At 45.4% G+C, this 16,944-nt stretch carries 11 protein-coding genes and 2 pseudogenes; all 13 read right to left on the reverse strand.

The window, feature by feature from the left end; translation table 11 throughout:
- Positions 1-53: 53 nt before the first annotated feature.
- A pseudogene (locus tag ACM0OZ_RS44670) lies at positions 54-236 on the reverse strand (tyrosine-type recombinase/integrase); the annotation flags it as partial.
- 670 nt (positions 237-906) lie between these two features.
- Entirely contained in the window at positions 907-2,514 is a 1,608-nt protein-coding gene (locus ACM0OZ_RS44675; RefSeq protein WP_414589349.1) for an alpha/beta hydrolase, read from the reverse strand.
- A gap of 236 nt (positions 2,515-2,750) precedes the next feature.
- Positions 2,751-3,722 carry an EthD domain-containing protein gene (locus tag ACM0OZ_RS44680; RefSeq protein ID WP_414589351.1) on the reverse strand — a complete coding sequence of 324 codons (972 nt, stop codon included), beginning with the start codon at positions 3,720-3,722 and terminating at the stop codon, positions 2,751-2,753.
- Between the two features lie 152 nt (positions 3,723-3,874).
- Positions 3,875-5,068, reverse strand: a complete 1,194-nt coding sequence (locus ACM0OZ_RS44685) for a low temperature requirement protein A (RefSeq protein WP_414589353.1) — start codon at positions 5,066-5,068, stop codon at positions 3,875-3,877.
- Between the two features lie 20 nt (positions 5,069-5,088).
- Positions 5,089-5,367: a ubiquitin carboxyl-terminal hydrolase 14 gene (locus tag ACM0OZ_RS44690; RefSeq protein ID WP_414589354.1), complete on the reverse strand. Its 279-nt coding sequence runs from the start codon at positions 5,365-5,367 to the stop codon at positions 5,089-5,091.
- Between the two features lie 23 nt (positions 5,368-5,390).
- Entirely contained in the window at positions 5,391-6,815 is a 1,425-nt protein-coding gene (locus ACM0OZ_RS44695; protein ID WP_414589355.1) for an ATP-binding protein, read from the reverse strand.
- A 19-nt stretch (positions 6,816-6,834) separates the two neighbouring features.
- Positions 6,835-8,493, reverse strand: coding sequence for an FAD-dependent oxidoreductase (locus tag ACM0OZ_RS44700; RefSeq protein ID WP_414589356.1), 1,659 nt, complete (start codon positions 8,491-8,493; stop codon positions 6,835-6,837).
- A gap of 391 nt (positions 8,494-8,884) precedes the next feature.
- Entirely contained in the window at positions 8,885-11,056 is a 2,172-nt protein-coding gene (locus tag ACM0OZ_RS44705) for an AGE family epimerase/isomerase (protein WP_414589358.1), read from the reverse strand.
- Positions 11,057-11,093: 37 nt separating this feature from the next.
- Positions 11,094-13,214, reverse strand: coding sequence for a glycogen debranching protein GlgX (gene glgX, locus ACM0OZ_RS44710; RefSeq protein ID WP_414589359.1), 2,121 nt, complete (start codon positions 13,212-13,214; stop codon positions 11,094-11,096).
- A gap of 108 nt (positions 13,215-13,322) precedes the next feature.
- Positions 13,323-13,571 (reverse strand): annotated as a pseudogene (locus ACM0OZ_RS44715) (DUF1830 domain-containing protein); the annotation flags it as partial.
- A 143-nt stretch (positions 13,572-13,714) separates the two neighbouring features.
- Positions 13,715-14,344, reverse strand: coding sequence for a DJ-1/PfpI family protein (locus ACM0OZ_RS44720; protein WP_414589360.1), 630 nt, complete (start codon positions 14,342-14,344; stop codon positions 13,715-13,717).
- Between the two features lie 73 nt (positions 14,345-14,417).
- Complete coding sequence (locus tag ACM0OZ_RS44725) at positions 14,418-14,984, reverse strand: hypothetical protein (RefSeq protein WP_414589361.1); 567 nt, start codon at positions 14,982-14,984, stop codon at positions 14,418-14,420.
- A gap of 183 nt (positions 14,985-15,167) precedes the next feature.
- Positions 15,168-15,560 carry a carboxymuconolactone decarboxylase family protein gene (locus ACM0OZ_RS44730; RefSeq protein WP_414589362.1) on the reverse strand — a complete coding sequence of 131 codons (393 nt, stop codon included), beginning with the start codon at positions 15,558-15,560 and terminating at the stop codon, positions 15,168-15,170.
- Positions 15,561-16,944: the final 1,384 nt, after the last annotated feature.

Genomic DNA, 16,944 nt, shown 5'->3' on the forward strand with positions numbered 1-16,944 from the left:
AGAAGTGATCGCAATTATTATAGTCCACGTCCTAATTAGACTGGCTATAGCTATATCTCCTGAATCACCCTCAACGGAATGCCTGCATTGCTCATCTGGGTAAGCGCGGTACGTCTAAAGCTGTGGGTTGATACGCCAATAATCCCCACTTGCTTACACGCTTCCCGAAGTATCCTTGCGGCGCTATCTTCTGCTAGATGACCATTACTGCGACCGGGGAACAGGTAAACATCACCCCGAATTGGATAATAGTTACAGGACTTACGCAACTGTCACAACCAGAGCAAACGGAGAGGGGTATGAAACGGTGACTGTAGGCAGTAGAGCGTGAGGGGTATGGAGCGGTGGGGTATCTCAATTAAGGGCAAGCGATCACTTGCCCATAGTATTAGCGGTTCGATATAGGAGAAAATGATTCAGGACTTACGCAAGTGGCACAGTGTTGATGCTCTCACATGCATACAGATGAGTACTCTGAAAGCTCTTGGCTTAGGCTTTTTCGCCTCGCCTGAAGAAGAAAGTGGAAGAGCGATTGCATGCGTAGCGCACTGCCCTTACGGGCAATCGCACTCAAGTGGCAGGAAACTTTGAAAGCACCCTAGTGTGAGAAAATGAAAAAGTGGCTGCTAGCAATAATAAATAATCGTATTTCTGAATAAGGAACTAGCATCAAGGAGCGAGTAATTAGGGCTATGAAATTTACGAAACTTGACTATTGTCAATACTTACTTAGTAGTCAAGTTAATTATACTCTGACTAATTTAGCAGAGCATCTGGAATCGATTAGCCACGATAGGATTAATCGTTATTTGAAAAGAGAAAAATTAACACCACGCATGTTGTGGGAAAATGTTCAACCTCTCATAGTAGTAAATGAAAAGGCTTTTAACCACAGTTGTTACCCCGTCAGGGTTTCAAGTGGGAAGCATTGAGTGCTGGGGCTAATTGCGTAGTTGTCAACAACTGCACTAAACTGAGGTTCAAAGGTGCTTGAGTGATCGCTTTAGCATAGGACGCATTTAGGTAGGACTGGTACTCTGGTTGATTAGCAACATATGTTTTTGCAAAAGCCACACTAAATACCTTTAGGTAACGTTTGGCTAAGGCTGGTTCTGGACCTTTCAACTCTGGTGGGAGAAGGGGCAACCCACTGTCATTAACTGATGGGCTCAACATGGAAAAGTGGGTGCCCTTTTCGACCAAGACCAGATACTTGTGCAGGTTTGTCAGCGAAGTGAAGGGAAGAATCTGTTCTGGTACTGCTGGCGCAAAAATATCTTCTTGACTTGCAACTAGCATCACAGGGACTTGAATTTGGCTCAAGCCTCTTGAGTCGAAGATTCTACTCATGACTGGATTAATGGCAATGACTGCTTTAACCCGTTTGTCCTGCAATTTGTAGGTCAACGACGGTAGCTCAGTAGCTCGACACTGAACCAGTAGTGACAAATTCAAGAATATGTCGTTAGGTTTAAGTTGACCACAATCTGCACGCAACTGTTCAAAGTTGAGTTGCGCACCAGCTACAGCTAGAGCGGTGTAGCCACCCATAGACTGACCAATCACCCCCACCTGGGTTAGATTTAGCCGACCTTGCCAAGCTGGTTCGGACTGAGACCGACGCTGAAGTTCATCCAGCAAATACGTTACATCCAAAGGGCGGTTGATGAGTTCGGTTGGTTGCGGTAGCTTATCAATGCCAGCAAAAAATTGGTGAAATCGTTGGGCATTATCAGCGTGCTCAAGCACAGCTACTGCAAAACCATGAGATGCAAGATGTTGAGCTAAATATGCGAAAGTATTGCGGTCTGAAGCCAGACCATGAGAAATTACAATCACCGGAGCTGATTGCTCACTTGTTCCTTGGTTTTGAGTTTGGGGGAGGTATATATCAACAGGAAAAACACGATTTCGGTTGCGGTCATTGAGGGTCAGTGTTTCTTTCTGCCAGGTAAACGCTCCTAAAAGCGACAAATCAGCTTTTGAAGAAAAATTTATTTGGTTTGCAAAGGTCGCCTCGCTATTTGACTGCCGCAGAATTTTCCCGATGATAGCTTCTCTTTGCTTTAAGAGTTGTGCCATCTCTGCGGACATTCGGAGACTGCGGTTTGCGTCAATCCGGATACTGTCACTAGGAAACCTACGTAACATATTTAGTATTGTCAAGCCTTGTGCATCTCTAGCAGCTAAAATGCAAGCGGCTCTAAGTGCGTAAAAGCCATTTTGACCAGATTGTGTTTGCAAAACCTGTCCTAGAAGTTCTAGGAAGTTTACTCCAATCGGCGAGTAAGTAAACTGAGCAACATTGGTAGAATTTACCTCTAAACGTCTGAGTAAAATATCTCGCAGTAGAGTCCGTTGTTGCGGATTGATACGCTTAGCGTAAAAGGCAAATCTATCCGTCATTTTGCCTTCCTTAGCGTATAACTCCAAATCCTCAATTGAAAGGGAGAACTGCAAGGCACCCTTTACGAAAGAAATCCGCTCCGCGCCAAAGGCTGGAACCTCTGCCACTGTTGTAACAAGCAGGCAAGACCCCAAGCAGCTAAGTACTATGTTCATCCTAACTGACTGTCTACTAATTAAGTAGATTTTCTGATGCAGCCAAGCACTCTGAGCAAAAAAAGACAGGACTAAAAAAAGGCGGTTTTTAGGTTTACAGTTCCCGATTTTTTTCTTTAGGAGTTGTGTATTGGACATAGTTCTAGCAACTTGAGTTTTATAGTCTTGCCTGACCCTAGAATAATTTTTTATTTGGAAGTCCCTAATGCTGTTCGGTACTCAGATTTAACCTGTTGCTGATGACCAAGCATAAGAGAAGTGATGTTCTCCTTCAGTTGATTGATTGCGCCAATATTTGTAATCAGTTCCGCGACCGTTGAACTCCGCTGACCCGCTATGGTCATTTGACCGTCGTAAACAAAGGTGTAAGCTGTTCTTTCTGGAAATGTGTTGATTTGTTTGATGTACTTCGGCTGTGAATTGACCGTTGAGGCGTACTCAGGGGACGTAAAGAAGTTAGCCATATCCAGGGGATTAGAGAAGGCAATTTCAAAAGCAGCCTGATATTGCTTCTCTAAGGGTTCAACATGAATGACCCCTGGTGCATTTGGTCTGGAATTGTCTACTTCTTCAAACAGATGCAGTCGGAACTTGAGAACTGAATCACTCTTGACAATAGCGGGGGCAAAGTTGTCTGTCATGTATTTGCGAAAGGCTTCCACACTCACGCCATCTGTTTTTTTGAGCATGACGTGAAACTTCAGAATCCCTAACTCTCCGTTGGGGTCGCCTGTGGGAATGCCATCGACATAAGTTTGAGAATTGCCAGGACTGGTATTGTATCCAATTGCTTTGCTGAAGATGTTGTATTCGTCATCCATCAGAATAGCAGCGGCATTGAACCAAGTCTGACGGTCGGTAACTGTTGCAAAGGTTAATTCGGCAATGCCATCGAACTGGTCTGATTCTGGGCAGTTATAATCTATGCCATCCAGAGTGGGCCACATACCGCCTTCATTATGAGCCAGGTGGAATTGCCAGTATTGGTATTGACCTGGTAATCTAGCGCAGACGGGGCCATGTACATTGCGCCAGTAGTCATCAAACATGTTTAAAGTGATACCTTTTCTTTTCCACAGGAGAACGTAGAATACTGCTTTTCCATTGCGATCGCGGGATGCATAGTTGACTTTTGTTGTTTTCTGATTGATGGTTTTCATGGCTGATAACTACAATATTTCGATTCCGTACTTGGGAGCAACTTCGAGCATTTTTTTGATTTGGTCTGCAGGCATTTAGGGACGCGGGCGTATCCTTCTACTGCCTTGGTGGCAGTAGCTAAAAATACCGCTATAACTTTAATCGAGTTTCATCAAGCGACTGAGGGCCGGCTTTGATACAAATCTTGAATGACTTGGACAGCACAGACTAAAGCTACAAGCCCGATTACCACAATGGGCAACAAGCCTTTGCCAACTATAGCAAGTACAAGAAGGACAACCGCAGAGCGAAGGCGGAACCTGGAACGGACTTTACAGTAGCGTATAACTCCAGTACGATGCAGAAGAGCTAGAGCCAGCAAGCACAGGGCTACTGCGCCACAGAGAAGCACACGCTCTGGAGCGGGCAGTGCTACACTAGGCTGACTGGATACAATGTGTTCCACGCCAACTCCGGTAGCAGTAAGTCCAATAACCAGCGGTAAATGCCCGTAAAGCCAGATTTGATAAACCCCGATTCGACCAGTTGCACCAACAGACCTCAGAGCTGAGCTACCGATGTTCTCGAAGTAGATCCACCACAAGCTAAAAGCGATGCTAAAGCCGAATACTGCGGCAATTGCCCAAGGGGCTGTGCCGAAGGCAATCGCGCTCTTACCATCCCATTTCTGATTGGAAAGACCATTGACGACCGCTATAATTGCTTCGCCTAGGACAATTATGGTAAACAGCCCGAAACGCTCCGGTAAGTGTTCGACGTGGTGGGTTAGCCCTAGCTGCAAGCGTTTTGCACTGAGCGGCGTGGCGAAATCCACGATTAATCCCAATGCCCAAAAGCCGAAACGCAATGGAATGGGTACAAATGCTGATATCAGCCAGAGGGCGGCAGCGATCGCAAAACCCTGTGCGTAACGAGTTGCCAGTGGACGCGCTAGGGGAATGTGCCTTGCAGCACGCAGATATTCGATGACAAGCACGACCCTTCCAGCAGCATAGGAAAGGGCGAAGCCAGCTGAACTTTCGCGCAAGCCATGGTGTATGTTCACTGCTAAGGCGGTGATCGCGATCATTTGCACACCAATCAGCAAGCGATGACCTATGTCATCGATATCAAATCGGTTGGCATAGAATGTAGTGCCAATCCATGCCCACCAAATCGGTATAAACAGAAACACAAAGCCGAAAAATCCTGATAGAGAAATATTTTCGCTAAGGTTATGGGCGACTTGTGAGACCGCTACCACAAACACCAAGTCATAGAACAGTTCCAGCCAAGTAGCGCGGCCGTTTTCTTCTTCGCTTTCTGCATTAATGCGTAGGCGAGGAGGTTGCAACCAGGTTTTCACTTGTAAAGCCTCAGATTTTTTTAGTTAATGACCGATGATAAATACACGTAGGTTTTATCGGCATAACACCAGCCCCAGTTCTCACCGGGCTCCAAAGACTTTACGAGGGGATGACCGGTGCTGTGGAAGTGCTTGGTGGCGTGCTTGTTCTTGGAAGAGTCGCAGCAACCAACGTGCCCGCAAATTAAGCAGATCCGCAGATGTACCCAGGTGTCTCTACTTGCCAAGCATTCCTGACAGCCATCAGCACTGGGTGTGACTGGTTGTAGCTGACTCAGATGTGTACACTCGATAGTCATTCATTCTCCTTTATGCACTCTAGTCAAGTAAGCGCTGCTTCACTTTTACATTTGTTTATTTCTTGAAACGGGCGAATGGGTATAGTAACCTGAAAGCGTGTGTCGCCTGGCTTTGAAAAGCAGCGAATCTCTCCGCTATGCTGACCTACTACAATCCGATAGGCAATCTCTAGACCTAGCCCTGTCCCTACACCGATACCCTTAGTTGTGAAGAACGGATCGAAGATCCGGGACTGAATTTCAGGGGGAATGCCTGGTCCATTATCCGCAATTTCCACCGTAATGCAATCTTGGGCACTGGATGTACGCACCCAAATCGTACCCCCCTCGCCCAAAGCGTCAATGGCGTTGTCAATCAAATTCGTCCACACTTGATTCAGTGCACTTCCGTAGGCCTCAATAGTTGGCAGCTTCTGCTCGTATTCACGCATCACTTGGATACGGTGTTTTCTAAGTTTATAGCTTAAAATAGTGAGCGTGTTCTCGATACCTTCATGAACAGTTATCTCCTTTAGTGGAGACTGATCCATATACGAGTAGGCCTTGACAGCATTGACAAGCTCAGAAATGCGAGTAACGCCCTGATCGAGGACATTTAACACACTTGCTATAGCCAACGTTGCCTCTAGCCAAGTCAGTGCACCGCTAAGTGCATTGGCGCTCACCTGCTCGCCAATCACTTCTAACTGCTGAACGTTAACTCCGGCTGCAACCAGGGTTGGAACAAATTTCCACCCATCAGCAACATCATGTGATTCCAGCCAGTCCGTTAGTTCATCTTCCAAATCAATTTGAACCAAAGGATCGAAATTGCAGGGTTGAGCGGTTTGTTCAATGGCCTTACGCTTGATCTCCAAGAGGTACTCTAGTTGAGCTGAGGTGAAGTGTTGTTCAATAGATTCAAGCGAGAGGTTGTGCAAGACATTTACCGCATCGTGCAATTGTCCCGTAGCCCGACGTGCCGCTGCTGTTGGATTACCCAGTTCATGGGCAAGACCGGCAGCTAGTGTACCTAAGGAAATGAGTTTATCGTGTTGGTGAGACAACATCTGTAACTCTTGCATTCGGCTTGCCATAAAACCGAGAACAGCTTGTCTCACCGATGGGCAGAACATAAGCATCTGCCAAAACTCTTCCTCGTGTAAACAATACACGTGACATTCACCTACTGCTTGCCCGCTTGCAAGATGAAGTGTGCCCGCAAGAAGAGGGACTTCACCAAAAAATGTACCAGCGTCGTATGTAGCTAAAACAACTTCTTGGTTACCAATCTCTCGTGTCAGCCGGATTGCTCCTTCAAATACCACGTAAAAGCATTTTGCGGGCTCTCCTTGCTTGAAGAGCAAATCTCCTGGATTCAGCCGGATGTGCGTGCCGTTCATCAAACACATCAGCTGATTCTCAGTCAAGTTTTGAAACAGGGGTATTTTATGTAACAACTCAAGCATGGCTAAAACCTAAATGTTTCTACAAGGATGAGAGATATTGATGTATAAATTGAATAGCGATCGAACCCTCACCTACCGCTGAGGCAACTCGTTTCACTGACTGATAGCGTACGTCACCTACCGCGAAAATTCCCGGTACGTTAGTTTCGAGAAGATAGGGAGACCGAGGTAGTGTCCATCCTCGCGGGTACATCTCACCATGCAAAACGTCAGCCCCAGTCAGGATGTATCCCTTTGAATCTCTCTCTACAATATTTTGCAACCAGTTGGTGCGTGGCATTGCACCGATAAAGGTGAAAAGGGCGCAGGCGGGGACAGTTTCGACTTCACCAGTTGCTGAGTTAGCAATGGTTATTGCCTCAAGCTTGTCTTTGCCGAACACTTCAGTAACTTCGGTTAACACCTTTACTAGGATATTGTTCATCTCTTCGATCTGATCGATCAGATATTTAGACATACTTTTCTTGAGTGAATCCCCGCGTACGAGAAGAGTCACTGAGCGAGCGTACTTAGAAAGATGCATGGCAGCTTGCCCAGCTGAATTGCCTGCCCCAATAATAAATACGTCTTCGCCTTTGTAGCCCATTGCTTCGGTCATTGCTGCTCCGTAGTACACGCCAGCTCCTGTTAGTTTGTCACTACCAGGCACCTTAAGCTTGCGATACGATACGCCAGTTGCGATGATTAGGGTGTGGCAGCTTAATTCTGAGCCATCTGCTAGGGTCACATATCGATATTGACCGTCTATACGAAGGCTAGTTACTTCTTGCGGCGCGAGAATTTCGGCTCCGAACTTCTGAGCTTGTGCGACAGCACGTCTGGCTAAATCTCCCCCAGTTAGTCCGGACGGGAAACCGAGATAATTCTCAATCCGGGAACTGGTTCCCGCCTGTCCTCCTGGAGCTTCTCTTTCAATCATGATGGTGTGCAACCCCTCGGAAGCAGCATACACCGCTGCGGCTAGACCAGCCGGACCAGCACCCACAATGACCACATCGTAAAACGGCATTACGGCACGCGTTTTCAGCCCGATTCTCTCAGCAATTTGGATGTTCGTTGGCTGTAAAAGATGTGAGCCGTCGGGGAAGAGCAGCAGTGGTAGTTTTAGTTCATTAGGGTTAGCGTCCGCAGACAACTTGCGCCCCTCTTCTGACTCAATGTCCAGCCACTGATAAGGAATATGATGGCGAGCCAAGAAATCTTTGACTTGGTGTGTTTTGGGTGACCATCGATCGCCAATCACACGAACACCTTCAAACGACGGGAGGAACGTTTTTTTCCAAACCTCAAGCAAATCGTTAAGCACTGGAAACAAACCCTGTTCCGGGGGAGTCCACGGCTTCATCAAATAATAATCAATCTTGGCCTTATTAATAGCACGGATAGCCTCATCAGTGTCGGCATACGCCGTAAGTAAAGCGCGTTTGGCGTCTGGGACGATTTCCATCGCCTGTTCAAGGAACTCTACACCGGTCATGTTCGGCATCCGCTGGTCTGCTAACAACAAAGCTACTGGCTGGTTACGCAGTTTCAGTTTTTTCAGCGCCTCTAGGGCCGCATGACCGGAGTCTGCGCGTAGCACGCGGAAATTTTCGCCGTATTCGCGGCGTAAATCGCGCTCGATCGCCCGTAGAACTTCTGGATCGTCATCTATTGTAATTAAAACAGGCTTAGCCATAATATTTCCTCATTCGTTAACGTGGCGATCAAATCGATACTCTTTCCGTGCCAGAAGGTCCAGCTTGTTGCCAGGAGACGGAAATCATGACCTTTTTGTGCAGGCTGCCATCGCAGCTTGTATCTTAGAAAAAACCGGACAACCTTACCCACTCGTTGGGATTCTTTGGAATTACCTTGTTGGCGCTGAGACAGCCTTGAAGGAGGGTTTCCCTCCACAGGGGACTGCGTTCACCGTTCGGTAAAGCCGTGGCGTCAGCCATAGGTGTGCCGAAGGCTTACCTGAAAGGTCAAATTGCCTTTGTAGGTAAGATGTCCGGGTAACGACAGTTGATTTGTGGGGTAATTTCGACGGTTCTTGGTTTTTTCACCCCCCAAATGCGACACCTTAACTACACGCTAGCCAGCTCGGCAGTTTCATACTTATCTGCCATTATGATGCCTTCGCAGAATGCACTCACCCTCAAGAATTGCTCCACTTGTACTTGTGCGCCAATGACATACAACTCCACGTCAGCGCCCAGCTTTTGCTTGATGAAAATGAGGGCCCGCATACCAGCAGTGGTTATACATTCTAGGTCTTGTAGCAGTAAAACGAGGCGTTTAACTGGCTTTTGTGTTGCTTTGGTCAACTCTTCCTGAAAACGTGGCACAGCATCTGCATCCAATAATCCAGTTAAGGATATCTTGGCAGTACCATCAGTTACTTCCAACACGCTTACGTCAAAAAATACTTGAGCCGGTAGAAGTCTCACTCGAACTTTCAATTCGTCTTGAGAGGATGGTAGTTTAACTGTCAGGCTTTCAGCATCAAAATCGGAATGCTTTTGCCCGTTAATCCATACTTCGCCAATACGCACACTGCCAGGTGGCAGGATATCTGGTGCAACCCGCAGGATGTTGTCCTTAAAGCCACCCGATTTTGGCTTGAAGTACAAATCCATTGGCTGCTTAGTAATCAGCAAGTTCGTATAAACTGTAGCCAAGTAAGCCAACTCGAACGAGTGGTAACCGCTCATGGAGTGGCTACCCTTGGCTCGCTCCGTTCCTAGCAGGTAGGGAACCCCATTTGCCAAAACATTAAAGTAGACACCACCAGCTTCATTATCCAAAAACCAAGCATTATAGAAAGCTGCTGATTCACGTGCCAACCGTTGATGCTCAGGTTTATCCAATGAGCCAGTTAGGATGAGGTAGGCTAAGATAGCCTGTTCCTGCTGCCACCAAGCCTTGCGGTCATGCCAGACAAAGCGGTTTACCTCTTGTCCTGATTGTAGTATGCGCTCTACGACGTCGTACCACCCTCCACGCTGTTGGTCGCTGCCAACTGCAGGCATGATTTCTGCAATCTTTTCGGCTAGGGCGACATACTTTTCTTTTGGTTTTAGGTGATTCATCCGCATCAAGTTCCAGGCAATTTTAAGGTTGTGACCTACGACTGCTCGATTTTGCTGCCATCCCCAAGTTGTGTCATGACTCCAATCCTCATGAAAACGTTCTTGAACGAATGGGCTATGGTCGTAATCCGGGAACCGCTTTTCAATGGTGTCAAATGTGTACTCAAGGAAATCAGCGTATTTTTCCTCGCCAGTTGCTAGCCAAAGATTGATTAAATAGGCTGGGGCATGGTCACCTACCGAGTTCCAGTTCTTCTTTGCGCGGTTGTGGCCTAAAGTCTCAGAGTAAGGGCTGAGAGTAATTGGGTCAATGTGTGAGAAAAATCCTTCTTTGTCCGTTTTGTCCTGGAAATACTTGTTAAACAGATTGACTGTCAACTCGATATCGTTTATAATGCGCGGGTCGCCCGTTACGCGATAGGTTTGAGTAGGACCCGCCAGCGCATAAATCTGCTCGTAAGCTGGAACAGCATCATAATCATCCCCAAATTCTGAGGAAAATATTTTCTGCTCGCTGCCATCTGGCTTCACGTCAACAGCGTGGTACCAATAGCAAATCCCTTCGCCCTCATCCAGAAAACGCATATGTTGGCGCAGGTATTCGGTGCCTTTTTCCGCAGCTTCTAAGTAGCGGTCATCCCCAGTCATCATGTAGGCTGTAGCAAAACCGTAAACTAGGCGGGAAATGGTGTCAGTCTCCTGACGATTACTATCTTCTTTAGAGCCAACTAAGCCGATACCAGTGCGATATTTTCGATAATCAATTTCGCCATTTTCAAACTGAGCTTTCAGATAAAAATTGGCAAGGCTTTGTATCTGTTTGACCCACCAATCTTGCTTCTCAAATACATACTCCTTTTCTGTCCTGCCTAGAAAAACTATGTGTTTGCCTTCAAACTTGTGTTTACCCGCTTCAGCATAGAAAATGCCATACACAAAAAGATAGCGATTTGGAACAAGCATTACCGCCATCTGGCTGGTGCAATCGTAATAAGGTTCTTCTAGATTGCGTACCAGTTCAGCATAGGTGGTTGAGGTTAATGCTATCTTAAAGTTCCTTCCGTCTGATGTCTTGAGACCGAAAGTGCCATTTGCTCCCTGATGCGGGTCAAAATCAGTGACATACCCAGCGAGCATATCTGAAAACGAAAAATCTATGTTATTCATTAAATCTCTTCCTAGAAGTGAAGTTGACGAGTTGAAATTATTGGGAAATTAGAACGACAATACTGCGGTTTTTGACGACATATACATCACCTGAAACCATAGTTTCTTTCCCTCTTTCCACAATATCCATAGGAGAAGCTTCAGCTGTGTCTATGACTTTATACCACCTCCTGTCTTGAACAGAGGGAATTTCAAACTCTATATCCTCCCAGTACATATTAAACATGACGTGAATATCTGCGTTTCCGTCGAAGCCCCCCAAAGTATATGCGAGAACTCTGGCATGAGGGTCGTGCCAACCCGGGCTATATAACTTACAACCATGCCAAGAGATATCCGCTAGACCGCGTTCATTAACTTCGCCGTTGAAGAAATAACTGCGCCGTAAGCCAGGATGACAATAGCAACTACGGAAGTCAATCATCAGCTTAAAGAACCTGAATATATCTGCGTTCTTCTCGACAAGATCCCAGTCAAACCAACTTATCTCGTTATCTTGGCAGTAGGCGTTGTTATTGCCCTTTTGAGTGCGTCTGACTTCATCACCAGCCACTATCATTGGAACGCCCTGAGAGAGCAAAAGAATGGCTGCAAAGTTCTTAATTTGTCGTCGCCGCAATGCATCAATTGTTGCGTCGTTAGTCTCTCCTTCAGTACCACAATTCCAGCTCAAATTTTCATTGATACCATCTTGGTTGTTCTCACCATTCGCTTCATTGTGCTTGTCGTTGTATGAGACCAAATCATTGAGGGTGAACCCATCATGGCAAGTAATGAAATTAATGCTGTTAATCGGTAAATGTCCGGTTTCTTGATAGAGATCGGCACTTCCGGCAATGCGTACAGCGACTGCCCCAACCAGTCCTGGCTCCCCTTTGACAAAGCGCCGAATGTCGTCTCGGAAGCGCCCGTTCCATTCTGCCCAACGATATCCAGGGAAGTAGCCAATCATGTAGAGCCCTGCAGCATCCCAAGCCTCAGTAATGATTTTGGTTTCAGCCAAGGCTGCGGATGTTTCAATATGCCAAACTACCGGCGGATGGATCATGGGTAGTCCGTCCTGCCCACGGGATAAAATAGACCCTTCATCAAACCGGAAGCCATCAACGTGCATTTCTTTCACCCAAAATTCCAGGCACTCCACAATTAACTTTTCCGCAATTGGGTGATTGCAGTTGAATGTATTTCCACAGCCGGAGTAGTCCATGTAGTACTGCCTATCCCAAGATACAAGGTGATAGTAAGTACTATTCCCAAGACCTTTGAAGTTGATGGTTGGACCCTGATGGTTGCCTTCACTGGTGTGGTTAAAGACGACATCCAGGATGACCTCAATCCCTTCCTTGTGCAACGCCTTAACCATATCCCGAAACTCGTTAATCGGGCTTTTCTCCCTAGGAGCATAACAATAGGAGGCTTCAGGCGCGAAGAAGCTGTGAGGGTTGTATCCCCAGTAGTCTTTCAGTGCTGTACCGTTAACTTCTCGGACAATTTCCGTTTCGTCAAAGTCAAATATTGGCAGCAATTCGACAGCGGTTATGCCTAGTTTTTTTAAGTAAGGAATTTTCTCGATGACTCCAGAAAATGTACCGCTATATTTGCAGTCAGAGGAAGATGACTTAGTAAATCCACTGACATGTAACTCATAAATGATGGTGTCACTCATTGGGCGATTGAGAGGATGGTCACCTTCCCAGTCATAATTAGATGTATCAATAACTACACTACGCATTGAGGTAGCCAGATTGTCTTTTGAGCCCAAAGCATCAATGCGGTTCCAAAGGGCATTGGCGTTTCCCTTAGAGTAGGGATCGAGCAGTACCTTATTTTTGTTGAAACGGTGTCCTGTCCGGTGTAAATCCTGAGGACCGCCAACTCGATAGGCGTAGCCAGTGCCGGGTTTCAACCCTTTTACATAGATATGCCAAAAGTGGAAGGTTTTATTGTTCTTTGAGTCTAGTTTAATAATCTGGATAGGTTCCAGGTCATTAGGCTCTTCAAATAATAAGAGTTCGACAGATGTCGCATGTTCTGCAAAGACTGAGAAGTTTACTCCATCTTTGCATAGTGTTGCACCCAAGGGATGTGTGCGTCCCACTTCTACTTGGTACTTTTGTCCAGCCAGTTCTGTCTGGAATTTAGGTGTTGTTGCAGTCATTTTGCTCTTTTTCTTACTCAAGAGTGTTAATTAATCATCTAGCCCAATTCGGCGCGATGTTTTAAGCCTCGCAAAGATATTGCCGTCTGGTTAACTGCTTCCTTATTTGATGCGTAGGCGGTTGCACAAAATCTTATCTGATAGAATTGCACAGACCTTCGTGCTTGTATGAATTTCCATCTGAGCATCCGGTGGTGCTTCAAACAAAAGACGTTGTCCTGGGAAAATAACTCGCTCAAAGTACCAATTGGGAACATTCACGATCCGAGCAATCTGAATCTGGCTAGTGGCATTAACGTAGGCGCAGAGAATCTTACCGGGCTGCTCTGAAGGTAGAGAATCAAGTATTTGAGTCATAACTGCAGGTTTCATCCTGAATCTTCTGCTAATTAGCCACTCCAAGTTCGACCGTTAACCCAAATTTTAACGTGAAACCGAGGGAGCGGCCTTTTTTCCACCTAGAAAGCTCGGTTCTTTAGTTCTAGTTTAGTTTTACTTTCCTACTTGGTCAGTACTTGCAATTGCTGCTCGTTAATTGCCTTTAAGAAGGTGTCCATAAACTCGGTGACTACATTAGGGTGTTTGGCTGTGATCAGATTGCCATCGATATGTAAGTCCTTGGTACCATCACCATCGAAGACAATGATGCCTCCAGCGTTTTGGACATCACACAAGATGTTATGGGCACAAGTAACCTCACGGTTTTTCAGCAGTTCTGGATCAGCAGTAAATAGCCATAGGCTATGGCAGATAGTTCCAATCTTTAATCTGCTAGCATCCATAGCCTTGACAGCTTTTCGGAGAAATCTAATGGCAGGAGCTTGGTTGGGTTGACCCTCTTTATGACGCTCTTCATAACGAAGACGATCCATAGCATATGCACCAATCAGAAGAATGCCTTCATAATCGGTAGGCTCAATATCGTTCACTTCTACCGTAACCGTGACTTCTTCTGTTAAGTCAATTCCCTTAAAGGTCAATTGTTTCTGGTTCCAAAGATGGGATATGTACTCTACCTCGTATCCATTGGCAGGGAAGAACTTGTTGAATGCTCGAAACTCAATTTCGTCAAAGTGCTCCTCAATGAGTACACCTATTTTTCCCTTAGTCTTAAAAGTTGTAGTTGCCATGTTGTCTTTTCTCGCTGATGATTGGGGCTGGTAAGTTTTTAGTGTGCTGCCTGGTGACTTGTAGCATTTTTTATTAGCGCTTGATCAACTGCAGCAATTCAGTTGGTGCAAAAACATCGCGATAAAAAGTAAGTTGTTCGCATTTTAAGTGGCATGCGCCTCTGTGCCCGCGTCGGAGCCAAGTTACGTTTCCCTTAGCGATGACTTCATTCGTCTCGTCATCCATACAGTACCATTCAAAGTAAACGACTTCACCATGAAACATAACGATGGGCCAAGTCATCGTTACATCTGGTTGGGCAATAACTGCCCACCAATTTACCTCTCTCTGTGTCCCGGCTGTTCTACCTAGAAAAGGTCCATCAGCGCACAGGTAGACAAGATTATTGGCGTATTCACCTGCTAAAATGTCTCCCCTCCCTTGTCGCAGGGCTTCACAGTGAGTTGGCCACCAATCTCTGTTTTCCTTTTCTATTTGCGTTAAGTTGTATTGCGGAGTTATTTCAGGTAAGGCTTCTTCACGAAGAGAAATGTATTCCTCAGCGTCCTTGATCAGTTTGCCTGCTAATACATTGTCAACTAGACCTGGTTTTGAATAATCTGCAGACAGTTCTTGGTAATAGTTGGTTCGCTTTTTCATTTGAAACCTCTGTGATAGTAGTAACAATTGCAGTGCTCGGTTGTACACTTTACTAATCGGCTGTAGTCAGATAGTGCAGAGTTGCAAGTCCCTGACTGAAATAGAGGATGATTTGGTGTCCAAGCACCCGATCGCGCAGTGAATGATTCTGCAATTTATCAACTCTATGAGCCTTTTAGAAGATCATGCTGAAGAGCCGAAAATATCATTCAGGGCACCAAAGCACCCTGCAGCCTTATTGAAACCTGCGTAAACGCACATGAACAAAAGGAGTTCCTCTATCTCTGCACGCGTGGCTCCTTGTTGTATAGCCATATTCACGTGTGCTGCAAAAGGGCTACCAGGTCCTACTTGATCCTGATTTGCAACATCAACAGCGACTGTTATTAGAGCCTTGGTTTTTTGGTCAATTAATGGAAGACCCCATGCTTCGCCTGCTACGCGGGTACAAAAATCTCCAAATTTCGGATTGATGCTTTTTAAACCATCTTGAAGTTTTTTATCATCTAAAACCGCATTTTTGTATGCAGTTGCCTTTTCATCTTGAACGAGTGTCCCAGAATCCCCCGGTTTCATAGTTTCTCTCCACCTCTTACATGAGTTTTGCTATTCTATTGCAAAGATTGTTTTGAAACACACAAACGCGCTAAGTGAGCTCTGCTTGTGTGGTAAGGCTAAAAACTTTAATGACAAACTTGACCTGGATTTCCATCAGAAGTAAAGGTGCAGTTATCCTTATCATTACTCTTTTTACTGCACTCTTATGAAGGATGGAACGCTTTTCGTCTTTTAGTTTTTCAAGCTTGGAAAGTTTTAGCCAGAGAAAATCGTTAGGTTAAGGATCAACTTAAGCGGTTTCACTATAACTTAAGTATTTTTGGGTAACTCACATCTTGCACCTAACCGTATAAGCCCGTACAAACCAAAAATATGTGCTTATAAGCTACATTATTTTTCTTGGCTTTTCTCCGTAAATAAAGGGCTTTTGGTTTCATACTGAGTGACAAAATACCATCAATTTTTCTTGAGCAAAAATTGATGGTAACTTATTTCCATTTTATGATTCTACTTAGTTATTCATTGGCAATTAGAAGGTATCTATAAAAACAATATTAAGGAATTGGATACAGAGTTCTAAAGGTGAGATGCTTAATGTAAAGCCAGCAATAGAGCGAAAAGCATATCTTGCAGATCTGATACCAATTCTATGTGAGCTTGCGCTTTATTCACCCACAGCGCTTAGCCTACGAGCAACGCGGGCAGACAAATAAAGCCTGCCGTTGAGCCAGGTTGATTAAGTGCATCTTTATAAAAAAACGGTATGAACGATAAACAGTAGCTAATTATCGAACCATTACTACCAGTAACGAAGTTGGCAACTTGACATCTTGCACCAAGTCCTAACGAATGGAATTTGCACGACAGTTGTGGGACTGTCGGGGGACGATTGAAGCAACTGCCGTGCAATTAAAATCGCGCTTGTACAAAATTTGAGCAACCTCGTTGTTGTCAAAAACGCACTGTCAACTTACAAGAAATAGTAAACGCAATCTTGTATTGGAGTCGTGGTGATTGTGCGTGGGAGGTTAAGCTGTGAGACTTTTAATTTTCCCATGTTGCCGAGGGGGAGTGGGAGAGTGTGGAGATTATAGGGGTAAACCAAGTGCTTGCTGCATATTCCTATTGCAGTTAAGTTTGTCCTTAACTTATCAATCTTTAATAGACAAAATTCTACCTAGGTGAAAAACTCAGTAAGAACTCTCTCAAGAAACACATTTTGTAAGCCTGATACAGCAAAGCTTTTAGGGATTTAAATAAATGTGTTTCTTTCATTTGTTATTAGCAGCTTTGGGCAGCTAATGAAAGGCTTATACCTTGCACCATGTCACCCTCCCTTTAGAAAGGCTTGTCATTACCAACATTTTTCCAAAGACTGGGTTGAAAAATCGATAGCCCAGCA

Origin of the sequence: Scytonema sp. PCC 10023 (genome assembly GCF_963920835.1) — a bacterium.
Classification (GTDB): Bacteria; Cyanobacteriota; Cyanobacteriia; order Cyanobacteriales; family Nostocaceae; genus Kalymmatonema.

Bases quoted from the DNA above. Each gene is read 5' to 3' on its own strand.
- ACM0OZ_RS44695 (WP_414589355.1), bottom strand. From the start codon at position 6,815: ATGCTTGAGTTGTTACATAAAATACCCCTGTTTCAAAACTTGACTGAG.
- ACM0OZ_RS44720 (WP_414589360.1), bottom strand. From the start codon at position 14,344: ATGGCAACTACAACTTTTAAGACTAAGGGAAAAATAGGTGTACTCATT.
- ACM0OZ_RS44705 (WP_414589358.1), bottom strand. From the start codon at position 11,056: ATGAATAACATAGATTTTTCGTTTTCAGATATGCTCGCTGGGTATGTC.
- glgX (WP_414589359.1), bottom strand. From the start codon at position 13,214: ATGACTGCAACAACACCTAAATTCCAGACAGAACTGGCTGGACAAAAG.
- ACM0OZ_RS44690 (WP_414589354.1), bottom strand. From the start codon at position 5,367: ATGACTATCGAGTGTACACATCTGAGTCAGCTACAACCAGTCACACCC.
- ACM0OZ_RS44680 (WP_414589351.1), bottom strand. From the start codon at position 3,722: ATGAAAACCATCAATCAGAAAACAACAAAAGTCAACTATGCATCCCGC.
- ACM0OZ_RS44730 (WP_414589362.1), bottom strand. From the start codon at position 15,560: ATGAAACCGGGGGATTCTGGGACACTCGTTCAAGATGAAAAGGCAACT.
- ACM0OZ_RS44725 (WP_414589361.1), bottom strand. From the start codon at position 14,984: ATGAAAAAGCGAACCAACTATTACCAAGAACTGTCTGCAGATTATTCA.
- ACM0OZ_RS44700 (WP_414589356.1), bottom strand. From the start codon at position 8,493: ATGGCTAAGCCTGTTTTAATTACAATAGATGACGATCCAGAAGTTCTA.